At 41.9% G+C, this 16,953-nt stretch carries 17 protein-coding genes and 1 tRNA gene; 13 read left to right on the top strand and 5 right to left on the bottom strand.

The window, feature by feature from the left end; all coding sequences use genetic code 11:
* From APA_RS15755 to APA_RS15735, 5 genes are all read left to right on the top strand, one after another.
* Positions 1-551 (top strand): IS630 family transposase (locus APA_RS15755; protein ID WP_201320743.1); only part of this gene is annotated, 551 nt, incomplete at its 5' end.
* A 58-nt stretch (positions 552-609) separates the two neighbouring features.
* A complete protein-coding gene (locus APA_RS15750; protein ID WP_201323216.1) occupies positions 610-2,934 on the top strand; it encodes an ATP-dependent helicase in 2,325 nt (774 codons plus the stop codon).
* 99 nt (positions 2,935-3,033) lie between these two features.
* Positions 3,034-3,267, top strand: a complete 234-nt coding sequence (locus tag APA_RS15745; RefSeq protein ID WP_103666827.1) for a hypothetical protein — start codon at positions 3,034-3,036, stop codon at positions 3,265-3,267.
* 73 nt (positions 3,268-3,340) lie between these two features.
* Positions 3,341-3,901: a peptide deformylase gene (gene def / locus APA_RS15740; protein ID WP_201323215.1), complete on the top strand. Its 561-nt coding sequence runs from the start codon at positions 3,341-3,343 to the stop codon at positions 3,899-3,901.
* Positions 3,892-4,254, top strand: coding sequence for a DUF2237 family protein (locus tag APA_RS15735; RefSeq protein ID WP_201323214.1), 363 nt, complete (start codon positions 3,892-3,894; stop codon positions 4,252-4,254). The genes def and APA_RS15735 overlap by 10 nt, the downstream gene beginning before the upstream one ends.
* A 171-nt stretch (positions 4,255-4,425) precedes the next feature.
* On the opposite strand, the gene APA_RS15730 is transcribed toward APA_RS15735, so the two are convergent.
* Positions 4,426-4,866, bottom strand: coding sequence for a hypothetical protein (locus tag APA_RS15730; RefSeq protein WP_201323213.1), 441 nt, complete (start codon positions 4,864-4,866; stop codon positions 4,426-4,428).
* Positions 4,867-5,009: 143 nt separating this feature from the next.
* The gene (pyrF, locus tag APA_RS15725) at positions 5,010-5,723 is read right to left on the bottom strand and encodes an orotidine-5'-phosphate decarboxylase (protein ID WP_201323212.1); all 714 of its coding nucleotides are present in this window, start codon (positions 5,721-5,723) and stop codon (positions 5,010-5,012) included.
* A 67-nt stretch (positions 5,724-5,790) separates the two neighbouring features.
* Here pyrF and APA_RS15720 point away from each other — a divergent pair, with 67 nt between their 5' ends.
* The gene (locus tag APA_RS15720) at positions 5,791-8,349 is read left to right on the top strand and encodes a mannose-1-phosphate guanyltransferase (protein WP_201323211.1); all 2,559 of its coding nucleotides are present in this window, start codon (positions 5,791-5,793) and stop codon (positions 8,347-8,349) included.
* 126 nt (positions 8,350-8,475) lie between these two features.
* Positions 8,476-8,547: transfer RNA gene (locus tag APA_RS15715), tRNA-Gln, on the top strand.
* 149 nt (positions 8,548-8,696) lie between these two features.
* Here APA_RS15715 and gloB read toward each other — a convergent pair.
* The 3 genes from gloB to APA_RS15700 form a co-directional block, all read right to left on the bottom strand.
* Positions 8,697-9,467 (bottom strand): hydroxyacylglutathione hydrolase, encoded by a 771-nt coding sequence (gene gloB, locus APA_RS15710; RefSeq protein WP_201323210.1) that lies wholly within the window; start codon positions 9,465-9,467, stop codon positions 8,697-8,699.
* Between the two features lie 124 nt (positions 9,468-9,591).
* Entirely contained in the window at positions 9,592-10,068 is a 477-nt protein-coding gene (locus tag APA_RS15705) for a salt stress protein, Slr1339 family (protein ID WP_201323209.1), read from the bottom strand.
* Positions 10,069-10,140: 72 nt separating this feature from the next.
* Complete coding sequence (locus tag APA_RS15700; RefSeq protein ID WP_201323208.1) at positions 10,141-10,743, bottom strand: VWA domain-containing protein; 603 nt, start codon at positions 10,741-10,743, stop codon at positions 10,141-10,143.
* A gap of 233 nt (positions 10,744-10,976) precedes the next feature.
* On the opposite strand from APA_RS15700, the gene uvrB reads away from it, so the two are divergent.
* The 6 genes from uvrB (at position 10,977) to APA_RS15670 (ending at position 16,894) form a co-directional block, all read left to right on the top strand.
* Positions 10,977-12,980 carry an excinuclease ABC subunit UvrB gene (gene uvrB, locus APA_RS15695; RefSeq protein ID WP_201323207.1) on the top strand — a complete coding sequence of 668 codons (2,004 nt, stop codon included), beginning with the start codon at positions 10,977-10,979 and terminating at the stop codon, positions 12,978-12,980.
* Positions 12,981-13,060: 80 nt separating this feature from the next.
* Complete coding sequence (locus tag APA_RS15690; protein WP_201323206.1) at positions 13,061-13,354, top strand: type II toxin-antitoxin system HigB family toxin; 294 nt, start codon at positions 13,061-13,063, stop codon at positions 13,352-13,354.
* A gap of 25 nt (positions 13,355-13,379) precedes the next feature.
* Positions 13,380-13,757, top strand: coding sequence for a type II toxin-antitoxin system HigA family antitoxin (locus APA_RS15685; protein WP_201323205.1), 378 nt, complete (start codon positions 13,380-13,382; stop codon positions 13,755-13,757).
* 15 nt (positions 13,758-13,772) lie between these two features.
* Entirely contained in the window at positions 13,773-15,107 is a 1,335-nt protein-coding gene (locus APA_RS15680) for an AAA family ATPase (protein WP_201323204.1), read from the top strand.
* The gene (locus APA_RS15675) at positions 15,104-15,892 is read left to right on the top strand and encodes a retron system putative HNH endonuclease (protein WP_201323203.1); all 789 of its coding nucleotides are present in this window, start codon (positions 15,104-15,106) and stop codon (positions 15,890-15,892) included. The genes APA_RS15680 and APA_RS15675 overlap by 4 nt, the downstream gene beginning before the upstream one ends.
* Positions 15,893-16,207: 315 nt before the next feature.
* Positions 16,208-16,894: a tRNA1(Val) (adenine(37)-N6)-methyltransferase gene (locus APA_RS15670; RefSeq protein ID WP_236579601.1), complete on the top strand. Its 687-nt coding sequence runs from the start codon at positions 16,208-16,210 to the stop codon at positions 16,892-16,894.
* Positions 16,895-16,953 lie beyond the last annotated feature (59 nt).

Genomic DNA, 16,953 nt, shown 5'->3' with positions numbered 1-16,953 from the left:
ATAGAGAGAAACAGCAACAACTCACCGAATTGCTTGAACAGGAAATGCAGGGCAAAATCGATTTGCGATATCTTGATGAAAGTGGCTTTTCTTTGACTCCACCGATTCCCTATGCTTGGCAAGAGAAAGGACTGGGTTTAAGCCTACCCAGTCAACGTAGTAAGCGGTTAAATGTCGTGGGGTTGATGAATCGAAACAATGACTTATCTGCTTATGTTTTTGAACGTAGTATCACCAGTGCAGTCATTCTCGCTTGTATTGATGACTTTGCTCGCCAATCTACCAAGCCTACTGTGATTGTTATGGATAAAGCCTCTATTCACACCAGTCAAATGATTAATGAAAAACTGGAGGAGTGGAAAAGTCAGCAAGTCGAGATTTTTCTGTTGCCTCCTTATAGTCCCCAGTTAAACTTGATTGAAATTTTATGGCGGTTTATGAAATATGAGTGGATTGAACTAAATGCATATGAATCTTGGGAAAGTTTAGTCTCATATGTTGAAAAAGTTCTTCGAGAGTTTGGTTCAAAATATGTAATTAATTTTGCTTAACTACTTAGCCTTTCCCAGCTTGCTATAAAATGCTTGATGTACATCAGCCAAAGTTGCTATGGTCGCCCCTGACGCTCTCCATGAATTACGCAAAACCCTCCGCAAAGGACAGCAAACAATGGCGGATTGGCAAGGTGGCGAACTAGCAGTGTCCGCAGTCCCAGGGGCAGGCAAATCAACAGGCATGGCAGTAGCCGCCGCGATCGCGATCGCAAATTTTAATCTGCATCGCCAAAAGCAACTAGTCATCGTCACGTTTACGCGATCGGCAGTAAGCAACATTCGCAAAAAAGTATCCGAGCATCTCAAAAATCTACGACTACCGCAAAGTTCCTTCACAGTTAGCACATTGCATAGCCTGGCTTACAACATCGCCAGTACCCATCGCGAGCTGTCGGGATTTGGCTTAGGCGAAACCAAGATTATTTCCGAATCCCTCAAGCAGAAATTAATTCGCAATGCCACAAATATTTGGGTAAAAGAGAATCCCAAATTGTATGACCTATTGCTAGAAGGCAAAAACTTTGATGGCGAAGATACGGAACGCTTGCGGCGACAGACAGTATTGCGAACCGATGTATTACCAAGCTTAGCCAGAGAAGCGATCGCAACGGCTAAAAGTTCAGGATTAAGCGCAACGCAGTTACGGGAAGCCGAAGCACCCGATGGCGGCGATATTTTAGCGATCGCGGCGGGACTCTATGAAACCTATGAGCGACTGTTGCGACAGGAAGGTGCGATCGACTATGACGATATGATTTTGGGAGCGTTGCGAGTATTAAAAAATGAAGGTGTCCGCAAATATTGGCAAGAACGGATTTTTGCCGTATTTGAAGATGAAGCACAGGATTCTTCACCATTGCAAACAGAGCTGTTAGAGATTCTGGCTCAGAATTCCCTCACCCCCCAGCCCCCTCTCCCCAAGGGAGAGGGGGAGCAAGATTTCTTGCTCTCCTCTCCTAGAGGGAGAGGGGCTGGGGGAGAGGGCAAAAACCTGATGCGCGTTGGCGATCCTAACCAAGCGATTAACTCCACATTTACGCCTGCCGATCCGCGCTTTTTTAATGAATTTTGCGATCGCTGTAATATCAATTCTCAACTCTCGACTCTCGATCAAGCAGGACGCAGCACCAGAAACGTGATGCGTGCCGCTAACTATATGTTGCATTGGGTCAATCATTCGGAATATGCCAAGATTGAGAATCCTTTTCGTATGCAAAGAATTCGTCCTGTCGATGAGGATGATCCGCAAAAAAATGCGAATCCTGAACCAATTGGCAAGGGTGTAGAAATCTATATGCCAAATACTGTCGATGATATCGAGCATGAGATTACGATGATCGGCGATCGCATTAAACAATTGCACGATCAAGATCCCAAATTAAGTATGGCGATTTTAGTGCGTCAGCATAATCAAGGACGCTTTGTTGCCGAGTCTTTGGCATGGTTAACAAAAGAGCATGAAATTAAAATCTATGATGTCGAACAAAGCGATCGGCGATCGCGAGTCCCAATGGATATGTTGGCGATTTTGCAATTTATGGAGCGTCCCCATTCGCCTGACAATCTCAAAGCAGCGCTAGAAGTTCTCAAGGATCGCCAAAAAATTTCATCGCAACAGGATCTCAATGCCCTCGCCAGTAATCCCGAAAAGTTTCTCTATCCAACCTTGTTAGATCCTGCAATATCGCAACTCGCTCAGGAATCTCAAGCAAAATGTATCGGCTTACTTCGCGCTAAAATCGAACTTCCGCTATATAACCTGATTCCCTTTGTTGCGTTTACCCTCTATGACGAAGAGGCAGGGCTATTAGCAACGGCGGACAAATTAGGCGATCGCCTCAATCAGCAACTTGTGGGCAGTTATTCGATGCAAACTGTGATCGAATCGCTACGAGAAATTGTCGAATCGGAAAACTTTGAAGCGGTCGAAGATGAAAATCTGGAAGGGCGATATATGACTGGTGGACAAGTAACGCTGATCAGTTTGCATAAATCTAAAGGGCTAGATTGGGATGTGGTATTCATGCCTTTTCTGCATAAACGTATTTGCCCAGGGGAAGCTTATATTCCTGAGTCTGTAAAGTTCTTAGGCGATTTTGGCTTGCCTGAAGTAACGCGGGCGCAGATTAGAGCGATCGTCCATAGCGATCGCCTTCCCAATGCTGAAGAAGCATGGAAGCAATGCAATTACCTCAAACAAGCCGAGGAGTTTCGTCTGCTCTATGTCGGCATGACCCGCGCCAAAAGACTTTTGTGGCTATCGGCTGCTCAGTCAGCGCCATTCAGTTGGAACACCTTAGAAAATCGCACTGAAAATGCCCCAATTTGTCCTGCAATTACTGAGCTAGCCCGTAAATTTCCTGAACTCGTGTCTTGGTAAGGTAATGCAATGAACCGTAAGGGCAATTCATGAATTGCCCTTACGGTTCACATTGTTGATGCTAAAATATGCCTTGATATTTTGTTAGGAAAACAATATATGGCAACCAGACGCAGTGATAGCGCATTTCCGATTGGTTATAACCGAGATACAGATAGCCTTATTGAAGGAATGACTAAACGTGAATATTTTGCGATTATGATCATGCAGGGATACACAACAGCCAATGCTAAGTTTGAAGATGAGTACCAAAAAGCACGTCTATCGGTTGCCGAAGCTGATGCTTTGATCGATATTCTTGCATACGAAGCAAATCCATTAAAACCCGAATAATTTTTATAAAACTTGCTTCGCAAGTTTTATAAAAATTATTCGTATGTGATAACTGCCACTGGTAACTAACCTCATGTTTGCCCGATCGCTAAATAAAATATTTAATCAAAAATCTCAAAAACTTACTGTTTATCAGCTTGGCAATCCAGCTTTGAGGGAGATTGCCCAACCGATTGCAGATGTACGCGATCGCGAAATTCAGAATCTGATTGACGAAATGCTGGTTACTCTCAAAGAAAGCAAGGGCGTAGGTCTAGCCGCTCCGCAAATTGGGCGATCGCTCCAATTAGTCATCGTTGCCTCACACCCCAATCAGCGCTATCCTCATGCGCCACAAATGGAACCAATGGCAATGATTAATCCCCAAATTATTGCGTATTCAGGACAAACTGAAAAAGACTGGGAAGGTTGCCTCTCAGTGCCAATGATTCGGGGGCTCGTCCCACGCGATCTCGAAATCGAAGTTGAATATACAGATCGGCAAGGCGATCGCAAAGTCACCAAACTAACTGATTTTGTAGCAAGAATCTTTCAACATGAATACGATCATCTCGAAGGAAAAGTCTTTTTAGATCGCGTCGAAAACACTCTCGATCTTGCTACGGAAGCGGAATATCAAAAATTATGGCAATAATCAAAAATGTTTTGGGCGAAAATCTAGAGCTATGTTGCTCATCACCAGTAACAGGATTTTATCGCGACGGATTTTGCCAAACAGGCGATCGCGATTTGGGCGTACATGTTATTTGCGCCGAAGTCACTGATGAGTTTCTTGCCTATACCAAATCTCAAGGTAACGATTTGGGCACACCTGCGCCGATGTTTAGTTTTGCAGGGCTAAAGACAGGCGATCGCTGGTGTTTGTGTGCTTCGCGATGGAAAGAAGCACTAGAAGCAGGTGTTGCCCCGCCTGTAGATCTTGCCGCCACTCATGAAGCAGCTTTAAAAATTGTGTCTCTTGAGCAATTACAACAACACTCAATTTAGAAATGTAAAAGACTCGCAAAGAGAGTCTTTTGTGCGATGCAATTTATACCGATTTTCAAAATGGTAACGCCATTTTGAAAATCCAAAACGCGAACCAATAAACCCCTCAAAAATGTTGCTTAGCAACATTTTTGAGGGGTTTATTGGTTCGCGTTTGATCGAGAATTAGTATTACTTCTTGATAGGAGCTAATGCTTCAAATTTCTTCTTCTGTTCAGCAGTCAGAATACCTACAAACTGATTGCGACGCTCCAATATCACAGCCCCAATCTTTTTCTTTTGATCGGCACTCAAATTTAAACTTTGGAGAGTAGCTCCAAATCCTTGCTTTGCCTTTAATCCAGCTTCTAGTTTTTTGCGCTGTTCAGGAGTGAGGTATAGAGCAATTTTTTTGTTGCTTTCAGTAAAGATCTTGAAAGCCTTTTGTTTTTGGTCGGCAGTCAAATTCAACTTTTGAACCAATGTCTCTGGTGAAATTTCTGCTTCAGCCTTAACAGCACCCTTGATGTGGACATCTGCACTTGGAGCACTAAAAGCTGGCATAGTCTTCCAAACTAAACCTGAACCAAATAGGACAGAGGCGGCAAGGATAATAGAGCTTAGTTTTTTCATGATTTATTTGGTTGAAATTCAATGAATTTGCGATCGCAATCTTAAGTAAGTTCGCTTAGCTGTTGGATACTAACTCATAGTGACAAGGTTTAGATATAAGCCCCAATACATTGATGTAGCACTTGTGGGTACAGCATTGGTGACTACAAAAAATCTTTGCAAATTTGATCCCAAGCAGCCACAGGATCAGGTGCAGCCGTAATTGGTCTACCAATTACTAAATAATTAGCACCTGCGGCGATCGCATCTTTGGGAGTCATCACTCGTGTTTGATCGCCAACTGCGGCTCCTGCGGGACGAACCCCAGGAGTAACAAAGCAAAAATCATTGCCAAGTAGCGATCTCAACTTAGCCACCTCATGCGGCGAACAGACCGCACCCTTGAGTCCACTCTCTTTGGCTAAAAGCACCAATTTAGCGACATATTCGGGAATTTCTAGTGGTACTAGTAAATCAGACTGTAATTCGACGCTAGAAATGCTGGTTAACAACGAGACCGCTAAAAGTTGCGTTGATGAGTCTTGGACTTCAGCTTGAGCAGCTTGCATCATGGCTTTACCACCCGAAGCGTGAATTGTTAGGAAATCCGCACCATATTTTGTAGCAACTCGACAAGCTGAAGCAACTGTATTGGGAATGTCATGGAGCTTTAAATCTAGAAATATCTTTTTATTCCTTGCCTTCAGTTCGCGCAAAATTGTACTCCCATCGGCGATAAATAGCTCTAGTCCAACTTTCCAGAAACTTACTTGGGGCAAGCGATCGCATAAATTTAGGGCTTCGTTAGCAGATGGGACATCCAACGCCACAATAATTTTTGTTTGGGGATCTGCTTCAGGATTAAGGTTTATTTTCATTACTTTATCGCAAATTTGAACGATACTAGAGCTTAATCCTATTACGTGTTGACGTTTGCGAGGATCTATGCGAGCGGTATTGATGGCAGGCGGTTCAGGAACGAGATTACGCCCACTTACTTGTGATATGCCAAAACCGATGGTATCGGTGCTAAATCGTCCCATTACCGAACATATTCTTAATTTACTTAAGCGTCACGGCATTAGAGAAGTAATTGCCACCTTGCATTACTTACCCGATGTAATTCGCGAACATTTTGGCGATGGCTCGGATTTTGGCGTCAATATGATGTACGTGGTTGAAGAAGATCAACCACTAGGAACCGCAGGCTGCGTCAAAAATGTCGAAAGTCTTTTAGATAGTACTTTCATAGTCATTAGTGGCGATAGTATTACTGACTTTGATCTCACCGCCGCGATCAAATTTCATCGAGCCAAAAAATCACAGGCTACCTTGATTTTGCGCCGAGTGAGCGATCCTATGGCTTTTGGGGTAGTAATTACAGATGAGCAGGATCGCATTCAAAGATTTTTGGAAAAACCATCAACGAGCGAAGTTTTTTCCGATACGGTCAATACAGGGATTTACATTTTTGAGCCTGAAGTTTTAGATTTTTTGCCAACTAACGAACCAAGCGACTTTTCTACAGATCTGTTTCCGCTTTTGCTGTCTAAAAATGTGCCGATGTATGGCTATATCGCCAGTGGTTACTGGTGCGATATTGGCTCCTTAGATGCTTATCGGCAAGCTCAGTATGATGCAATCAGAGGGCGAGTTCACTTAGATCTGGACTACGTGCAGTTACGTACAGGCTTGTGGATTGGCAAACATACAGTTATTTCGCCCACCGTTCAGATTGAGCCACCTGTGCTGATTGGGAGTAATTGCTCGATCGGCGATCGCACCAAAATTTCCGCAGGTACGATCATCGGCGATCGCGTCACGATTGGCACAGATTGCGATCTCCAGCGTCCGATTATTGGCAATAGCGCCATGATTAGCGAAGAATGTCACCTTTGGGCCTGCACGATTTCCCGCAATGCTCGCATTAGTCGCCGCGCTCATGTGATGGAGGGCGCTGTGGTTGGCTCCAACTCAGTCATCGGGGAAGAGGCAAGAGTTTTCCCGAATGTGCGAATTTGGCCAAGCAAACATGTGGAGGCAGGCGCAACTCTAACCACAAACTTGATTTGGGGGGCAATGGCATCACGCAATTTGTTTGGGCAATATAGCGTGTCTGGCTTAGCCAATGTCGATATAACTCCCGAATTTGCTGTGAAGCTTGGTGCAGCCTATGGGGCAACTCTACGCCCCAATTCCCATGTGATGGTTTCGCGAGATCAACGCACAATTTGTCGAATGCTAACGCGATCGCTGATTTCTGGATTAATGTCTGTGGGAATTAACGTAGAAAACCTTGAGGATACAGCGATCCCAATCGTGCGATTTATTGCCCCCAGTCTAGGCGTTGTCGGTGGTATCCATGTTCGCGTGCATCCCGATCGCAATGATTGCGTGATGATTGAGTTCCTTGATGCTGATGGGATCAATATAAACAAATCCGCAGAGAAAAAGATTGAAGGTACATTTTTTAAAGAAGATTTTCGCAGGGCAAGAATTGAAGAAATTGGTGAAATTAGTTATCCCACTCGCGTTTTAGATTATTACAATAGCGGCTTTGCCAAAAATATTGATGTTGAGGCAATCAGGTTTAGTGACTGCAAAAAAATCGTTATTGACTATGTGTATGCAGTGTCAGGTGCAGTTTTACCGAGAATATTAGGCAAATTTAGTACTGATGTCGTAGTTCTCAATGCAAGCCTCAATGAAATTGCTCCTACACCTGCCGATCGCGAAAAAATGTTGACTCAACTAACCGATGTGGTCAAGGCAGTGCGAGCAAATTTTGGCGTACAGGTCTATGCAAATGGTGAAAAGTTCATCTTGATTGATGAGTTAGGTAAATCTATTCGCGATGAAGTGTTAACTGGATTAATGGTGGAAATGGTACTGAAGTCGCAAGGTGGCGGTACGATAGTCGTTCCAGTTTCGGCTTCGGGCATGGTGGAACTGATTGCTGAAAAGCATGGTGGTAGAGTAATTCGCACTCGTGCTAATCCAACTGCTTTGATGGCGACTTGCCATAGTCATGAGGATGTAGTGCTAGGTGGTTCAGCAGAAATGGGATTTATTTTTCCGCAACTTCACCCTGGTTTTGATGCGATGTTTAGTATTGCCAAGATTATGGAATGGATCACGCTACAAAAGCGATCGCTCTCACAAGTGCGGTTACATTTGCCCCGTTGCCATTTTCGCAAACAGATCGTGCGTTGCCCTTGGAGCATCAAAGGTACACTCATGCGTCATTTAGTCGAATCCTACGGGCGCGAAAAAATAGAGCTGATCGATGGAGTGAAGGTTCTTTATAGCGATCGCGATTGGGTTTTAGTATTGCCCGACGCAGGCGATCCACTTGTGCATGTTTTTGCGAATGGGTTTGATACGCCATTGAGTAGTGGGCAAGCATGGGCTGAGCGTCACATTGAGGATTTTTGCAGTCATATTGAGGGTTTTTGCAAGATCCAAGTTGCTCTATCCAAAGATTCTGTAGTTTTAGATAATTAGGGTTTTGATTGTCAAAAAGATTTTTTGGCAAATGGGTTGACAAAACCCTAGGAGACTTTGGTATAGTAAATACCGCGCAAACAAAGAAATTTGTAAAACGCATCACAATAAGTATCAAGCCATTGTTGGGGTGTCGCCAAGTGGTAAGGCATCTGGTTTTGGTCCAGACATTCCGAGGTTCGAATCCTTGCACCCCAGTCCCAATCACAGATTAAAAGGATTATTGGATTTCACAGATTTCAATATCCACAAACAAAAAGGAGTGCGTTGCACTCCTTTTTGTTTGGATTCACAAATCAGTGAAATCCTTTAATCCGTAAAATCCGCGATTCAGAATTTGATATTTTCTAAAAATTATCTTTTTTACCGCGAATTCTGGCAAATACGCGATCGGGAATCTCAATACCAGCCGATCGCTGAATTGCAGGAAAATCCCAGCGCATAAATGGATTAGTCCGCTTTTCTAGTCCAATCGTAGTTGGCACAGTTGCTTCGCCTCTTTGTCGCATTGCGGTTGCGGTAGTCATCCGCTCTTGTAAATCATGATTATCACTATCTACAGTCAGAGCAAACTTGAGATTGCCAAGCGTATACTCATGAGCGCACCAGACGCGAGTATCGTCGGGCAGTTGACGCAATTGATTCAGTGAGGTAAGCATTTCCGCAGGAGTCCCTTCAAACAGCCTGCCACAACCCCCTGCAAACAAAGTGTCTCCACAGAATAATTCACCACCTTGGTCGCTCACAGGCGCGAAGTAATAGGCAATGTGAGCATATGTATGACCAGGGACAAAAAACACCTGAGCTTCTCGATCGCCAAAAGTAACGCGATCGCCACCTTTTAAGAAAACTTGCTGATGGGGAATGCGATCGCGGTCTTTTTCACCACCATAAACGATTGCATCAGGGAATTTTTTAATGAGAGCATTATTACCACCCACATGATCGCTGTGATGATGGGTATTAAAAATGGCAACTAAATTTGCGCCTACTTCTTCTAATTTGGCAAGAACAGGTTCAGGTACAGCAGGATCAACCACTGCGGCAGTATTACTAGCAGGATCATGCAAGACAAAAACGTAGTTGTCACTTAAAACGGCTAGACGATAAATGTTCATAAATTAGGTTCCTGCGATTTAGCTGTATGTTGCACGGCTTAGTCGTGCAACATAGCAATGGTTCTTTCGATTTAGTTTTATATGGCGCGGCTTCGCCGCGCCATATAAAACTGTTTTTTTATAATTATTTGGATTGGAGTAAAGCGATCGCTGCTTCTAACCGAGAAGGATAGTTTTTGGCAAACTCCTCAAACCATAAACCTTCACCACCAAGCGGATCGAGCTTTTTCAACCATTCAGATGCAGTTTTTGCGATCGCCTCATGATCTTTGGCTTTTTGCTGATTAGCAATCTGCTGCATATCGCGATCGATCGCGCGATCGATGACAGGTGAAGTCTGATTAGGGGTAACTTCGGGCGTTACCTGTGGAGATCGGTAATCAGGCACATAGTTTTGTGAATTACTTTGCAAATTACTTGATGAATTACTTCGCAAATCATTTAACAAACTATCCAATGAATTAGGTGCTAATGCGATCGGCAAGCTATTGCCTTGACTGGTTAGCTCAGCAGTTGTCTTGTCATCTTTACCCTGCTTACTAATTTCTGGATCTTTGTATTTGCCCTGAAGATCCGAAAGAATGGACTCAAGAGATTCCATTTGGTTTGTTTATATCTATAAATTTGTTTGTATTAATCATTTGTGAGAAACCAATAGCTAATAGCTAATAGCCTAATCACTAATCGCGCTCAGTAACACTTCCGCAAGTGTCATATCTTCCATATCACTAAGTGTAATCGTATCCACAATGTCAAAATTCGCTCCGATGCTCTGCAACTTGTCATCTAGCGCTTTGAGAAAATCAGTTGCACTAGCGTCGGAACCAACCTGAATAAAGGAGATTGCTAGTTCTTCATCAGAATTCATACGGCGCGTAGCCTCGATAATGACTTCAAACACAGAACGGCGATCATCAGGTTCTCCATCGGTAATCACTAAAATTGTTTCGCCGCCCTTCGCTTGACCAGCCTTTTTACGCTGAAAAAACTGATTAATTGCATCTTGCAAAACTGCGGTTAGATTAGTGCCACCCATCGGATCATTTTCTTGAAAGATTTGCTCAACCTTGGCGGCTGAAACATTGTCAAATCGCTTAAACTTTCCTGAAAATAAATATACTGTAATCCCGTCTGGATCTAACTGATCGCATTTACGAGCAAGGGCAAGCGTCGATTCCTTGACAATTTCCCACCGACTTTTGTTAGTGCCTCTGTCAGTGTTTGACATGCTTCCACTTTTATCGATGATTAGGGTATAGTCGCGCTTGTCTAGCATATACAACTCCTTAGCAAGAATGTGAACTACAGCGCTTTGCGCTGTGACTTAAATTATATAGCTTTTCTTAAAGCCAAAAAATCATAAAGTAGGGTGGGCAATTCCCACCTTACTAATTAAAACCAAAAATCGTGAAGCGGCGCTTTACGATTTTTGGTTTAGACCTCCTGAATTTGGGTTTGATATGATAGAGATCGCTAATTTTGATCCCTTTCGCAATATCTTCTAAGCTCATGGCATTGTTTGACATTCGTACCCCTTGGCCGCCCACCGCCGATCAACCCAAAGCGATCGCCCAATTATTTGACGGATTACAAAAAGGATTGCGGTATCAGACACTTTTGGGTGCGACGGGGACAGGCAAAACCATGACCGTAGCCAATGCGATCGCCCAATATCAAAAGCCAACTTTGGTACTTGCCCATAACAAAACCTTAGCGGCGCAGCTTTGTAACGAATTGCGCGAATTCTTTCCTAATAATGCTGTCGAATACTTCATCAGTTATTACGATTACTACCAACCTGAAGCCTATATCCCAGTAACGGATACCTACATCGAGAAAACCGCTTCGATTAACGATGAGATCGATATGCTGCGACATTCAGCCACGCGATCGCTCTTTGAGCGCAAGGACGTAATTGTGGTTGCCTCGGTAAGCTGTATCTATGGTTTGGGTATTCCTGAAGAATATCTCAAAGCTTCAATACCCTTGGGTGTAGGTGTGGAATATGACCAGCGAGAATTATTGCGATCGCTAACCAATGTGCAGTACGAGCGCAATGATATCGAAATGGGACGCGGTAAATTTCGCGTCAAGGGTGACATTTTAGAAATTGGGCCAGCCTACGAAGATCGCACAATTCGGATCGAGTTTTTTGGTGATCAGATCGAAGCAATTCGTTATGTTGATCCAGTTACTGGCGAGATTTTGCAAAGTTTAGAAGCTTTGAATATTTATCCTGCGCGTCACTTTGTCACCCCAGCCGATCGCTTAGAGATAGCCTGTGCGGAAATCAAAGAAGAGATGGAAGCAAGACTTGAAGAACTGACTAATGCAGGGAAATTACTCGAAGCTCAACGGTTAGAACAACGTACAAAATATGATTTGGAACTATTGCAGGAAGTTGGCTTTTGTAATGGAGTCGAAAACTATTCGCGCCATTTAGCAGGTCGTCAAGCTGGTGAATCGCCAGCGTGTTTAGTAGATTACTTTCCCAAAGATGATTGGTTGCTAATTGTGGATGAGTCTCATGTCTCTATTCCTCAAATTCGCGGAATGTATAATGGCGATCGCGCCAGAAAGATGACCTTAATCGATCATGGCTTTCGCTTGCCTAGCGCTGCGGACAACCGACCACTCAAAGCTGATGAGTTTTGGGGGATGGTCAAGCAATGCATTTTTGTTTCTGCGACTCCAGGGGATTGGGAAATGGAAGTTTCAGAACAAGTTGTCGAACAAATTATTAGACCAACTGGCGTTATCGATCCCGAAATATTTGTGCGTCCGACCGAGGGGCAAGTGGACGACCTCTATCATGAGATTCAAGAACGGATTAAGCGTAAGGAACGAGTCCTAATCACAACTCTGACAAAGAAGATGGCTGAGGATTTGACTACATATTTTCAAGAGCGAAATCTTTTAGTCCGCTATCTACATTCAGACATTAAATCGATTGAACGGATTGAGATTCTGCAAGATCTACGCAGAGGGACATTTGACGTATTGATTGGAGTGAATCTATTGCGTGAAGGTTTAGATTTACCAGAAGTTTCGCTAGTAGCAATTTTGGACGCGGACAAAGAGGGCTTCTTAAGAGCAGAGCGATCGCTGATTCAAACCATTGGTAGAGCAGCACGAAATATTGCAGGACAGGTAATTATGTATGCCGATCGCATGACGAACAGCATGGAAAAAGCCATTTCCGAAACTGAGCGCCGCCGCCGTATTCAAACCAAGTATAACCAAGATAATCAGATTACCCCAACCTCAATTGTCAAATCCATTGAAGGCAACTCGATCTTAGACTTTCTCTCGGTATCGCGCCGCCTCAATGAACGCCAGCTTGAATATGTCGTCAACAATGCCAAAGAGATTCCCCTTGATGATATTCCCTCTTTAATAGGAGAACTGGAATCGCAGATGAAAGATGCTGCCAAAAAACAAGAGTTTGAGCAAGCTGCTGCCTTTCGCGACAAAATTAAGTTGCTGCGCGATCGGTTAATCGGTAAAGCGTAAATCTAGAAAATTAAGATAGTATTTTAGAGAAGGAACTCAGGTGCGTCAACAGGTAAAACACTGAACTAAACACAAATTTAATGCGTATTATATCCCGCAGCACTTTACGAGATTTTTGGGAATCCCATCGAGATGTTGAAGAAGCTTTAAAAACTTGGTATTACGAAGCATCCCATGCTAATTGGCAAAGTCCAGCCGATATAAAAGCCGAGCATCGCAACGTCAGTATTATTGCTAACAATCGTGTAGTTTTTAACATCAAAGGCAACAACTATCGATTAATAGTAGCAATTCGTTATGATATTGGCATCGTGTTTATCAAATTTATTGGCACTCACGCCGAATATGACAAAGTAGATGCGGCAACAATTTAATTAGTATTCTCATAGAGGTAAATGTATGCAATTACGTCCTATTAGGACTGAAGCAGACTATCAACAAGTTTTACAAGAGATTGAATCTTTATTTGATGCTGCTCCTGATACTGCTGAATGCGATCGCTTAGATATTCTCAGCACCTTAGCTGAAGCCTACGAAAGATTGCATTTTCCTATAGAAATTCCTGATCCGATTGAGGCAATTCAATACTATATGGATACTCGCGGCTGGTCACAACATGATTTGGATGCTTGTCTTGGTGGTCGAGCTAGATCGGCTGATGTATTATCTCGTAAGTTTTGTCTAACTCTAGAAATGATTAGAAAGTTAAACCGAGAGCTAGGAATCCCCGCTGAGATCTTGATCCAGCCCTATCAATCATTACAAACTTCCGCATAATAGAAAATAATCAAAATGCATATTCAACAAGTTAAGATTAAAAATTTTCGATGTTTTGAAGATCTAACAGTTAACTTAAATCCAGATGTAAATATATTCGTTGGCAATAATGGATCTGGTAAAAGTGCTGTATTAGATGCGATCGCTGCCGCCATATATCCTTATATTCAAGAATTGCAGTGTAGTGTAAATGATGAATATACAGATAAACTTAAAGCCTCTGTTTTTCAAAGAGATTTATCTGTAAAAAGTAATACTAACAACTCTAATAATGTGGTAGAGCTACAAACTTTAACCACAGATTCACTGGAATGGAAAGTTTTATATAGCAAGGGTTTGATTGATGATGAAAACGAAAAATTAAAAATTATTTATAACAAAGACTCTGGAAGAATATTCGACTACCAATTTCTTGATAATATAAATTTATCTTTAAAAAAACTGAACAATGACTTGCAATCTCAACTTTTTGTGATAGCTTACTACAGGGTCAATCGTCTTTTAACAGATATTGCTAATCTTAAAAAATTTCTAACTTACTCTTTTGATAGATTTGAATCTTTGAATCATGCTTTTGATGCAATTGCAAATTTCGCAGACTTAGCTAACTGGTTTTTTTCGAGAGAGATTCAAGAATTAAAAGAAGGAAAAAAGAGGAAAGACATTAACTTTGAATTTACTGATTTACAACAGATACGAAAAGCAATTTCTACTATTATCGCCCCCAACGTTCGCGTATATTTTTCACAGAATGATTCAGCTAAGTTAATGGTTGAATGGGAAACAGAAACAGGTGAAAAAATTGAATTATCGCTTAATCAACTAAGCTCAGGCTATCGCAATATGTTAGCCCTTGTGATGGACTTTGCAAGACGCTTAGCACAAGCAAACCCACAGATGGAAAATCCACTTGAAGCCGAAGCAGTATTAATGATTGATGAGCTAGATTTACACCTACATCCAACTTGGCAACAAAAAATTATCCCCGACCTTCGCAAAGTATTTCCCAATACTCAAATCATTGCTACCACCCACAGCCCCGAAATAGTCACCACTGTAGAACGTCATCAGGTCAAAATCTTAGAAAACTATCAAATCAAAGAATGTCCTACACCAACTAGAGGTAGAACAAGTTCAGACATAGTTCGTGATGTTTTAGGACTAAATAACTTACGCCCAGATACCAAAGAATCAAAAACATTAGAGGCTCTTTTTGATGCGCTTGACAATGATAATTTAGAAGAAGCAAAAAGACTACGAGAAGAACTTCAAGAATGGGAAATGTTTGATGCAGAAATTACTAAAGCAGATATGCAAATTCAGCGACTAAAGAGGAAACTATCTGCATGAAAAAAGTGCTTAAGTCTCCAGAGCCAGAGGAGCTTAAAATATATAAAGACAACTATATTACTCAATTTAGAAAATGGGAACAAGCTAGAAAAGCACGAGTTAAAATTGGAAGCGGGAAAAAAGCAAAAAAAGTAGAAATTAAAGATGTAATTCCAAGTACTTTAATTGCCGATCAAAAGGGAATTTGCGCTTATTGTGAAATGACTATTCATGAAAACTTTTTCTCTGTTGAACACTTTATTCCTTGCCATCTATCAACTCAACAAAAAAATTATGACTTAGATTGGCAAAATATGTTGGGGAACTGTTCTCCACCTGGCGGATTGCTCAAAGAAGATCTACAGAAGTTAGAAATACCGCATAAATTCCCTTGCTGTGGCAAAGCCAAGGATAAATTTGTTCCTGATGGTCAGTTGTTAAATCCTCTTGAACTGCCAACATCCAGATTATTTCGTTTTAGAAGCAGAGACGGTGAAATTATGCCCGATGAAAATGCTTGTGAACAAGCTGGGATTGCTGTTGCATCTGTTCAATTCACCATTGACATTCTTAATCTGAATGTCGATCGCTTGAAACGCCATAGAAAAACAGTAATTGATGAAATCAACCAAGAAATTTATGAGCGTCAAGGTGAGATTGATAATCAGGTATTACTGGAAAAACAAATTGCATCGGAAAGACTCAGTAACGACAAAGAAAAATGGTCAAAATTCTTCACGACTATTCGATGGGTTTTAGGAGAAGGAGCAGAAAAGCATCTGCTTGATATTTCCTACTCAGGCTAGGTACAGCCTTATTGAGACTAGATAGGCTTCTCTCCCAATAGATACTGTCAATGCGAAAACCATCAAAATTAAGAAACGCCAAGACATAAACTTAATTGCTTAGTATTATATAAATTTTTTATAATTGCAACATAATTTTTTAATTCTATCTACTGACCTGTCACATCGAATAGTGCGATCGCCGATCGCGTAGATTGTGTTGAAGAATAAAGCCCAACACTAACAGACATTGTAAACAATGCGATCGCTAATAAGAAAATGCGAAACTCCTCTTTTTGCTTTAAACAATTTGCAATCTTTCAAGACAAATGTGCGATGAAAGTTGGGACAGATGGCATTTTGTTAGGAGCTTGGGCAAATATATCTGACAACTCTCAGATTCTTGATATCGGAACTGGGACAGGGCTACTAGCGCTAATGATGGCACAGCGATCGCCATTGTCAAATATTGACGCAGTGGAAATTGATGATAATGCTTATGGACAGGCAAAAGAGAATATCGAGAAGTCTCCTTGGGGCGATCGCATAAATATTTTTCATGCCCCTATTCAAAACTTTGCCAATAGTTGCTCTAAGCAATATGACTTAATTATTTCTAACCCTCCTTTTTTTGAGAAGGCAAGTAAATCATCGCAAAAGTCAAGAAACTTGGCACGACATAGTGACAGCCTTTCCCAAACCGATATTCTCCAAATCGCTTTGCAGTTACTGAAGCCGCATGGTCATTTAGCCGTTATTTATCCGACAGATTTAGCTGATAATTTCCTAAATAAAGCCAAGGATTTTCACTTATTCGGCGATCGCAAAACCTATGTCAAACCAACCCCTAAAACTGACATTAAACGCATCTTGTTAGAATTAAGTTCAATTCAAGGGAAAACTCAAGAAACTATATTGGTAGTAGAAGAGGGCAAACATATCTATACGCAGGATTACATTAATTTAGTGCAAGATTTTTACCTAAATTTGCCTATAGTTAAGTACTCTCTTCCCAGTGAATAATTAGTGGTGAACGGCGAAGCCGTTCACCACTAATTATTCAGCCTGTGCTTCTTGCTGTG

The organism is Pseudanabaena sp. lw0831, assembly GCF_016584665.1.
In the GTDB taxonomy this organism is placed as follows: Bacteria; Cyanobacteriota; Cyanobacteriia; order Pseudanabaenales; family Pseudanabaenaceae; genus Pseudanabaena.
The sequence above is the reverse complement of the archived record's forward strand: the minus strand, read 5'-3'. Positions and strand labels throughout refer to the sequence as shown.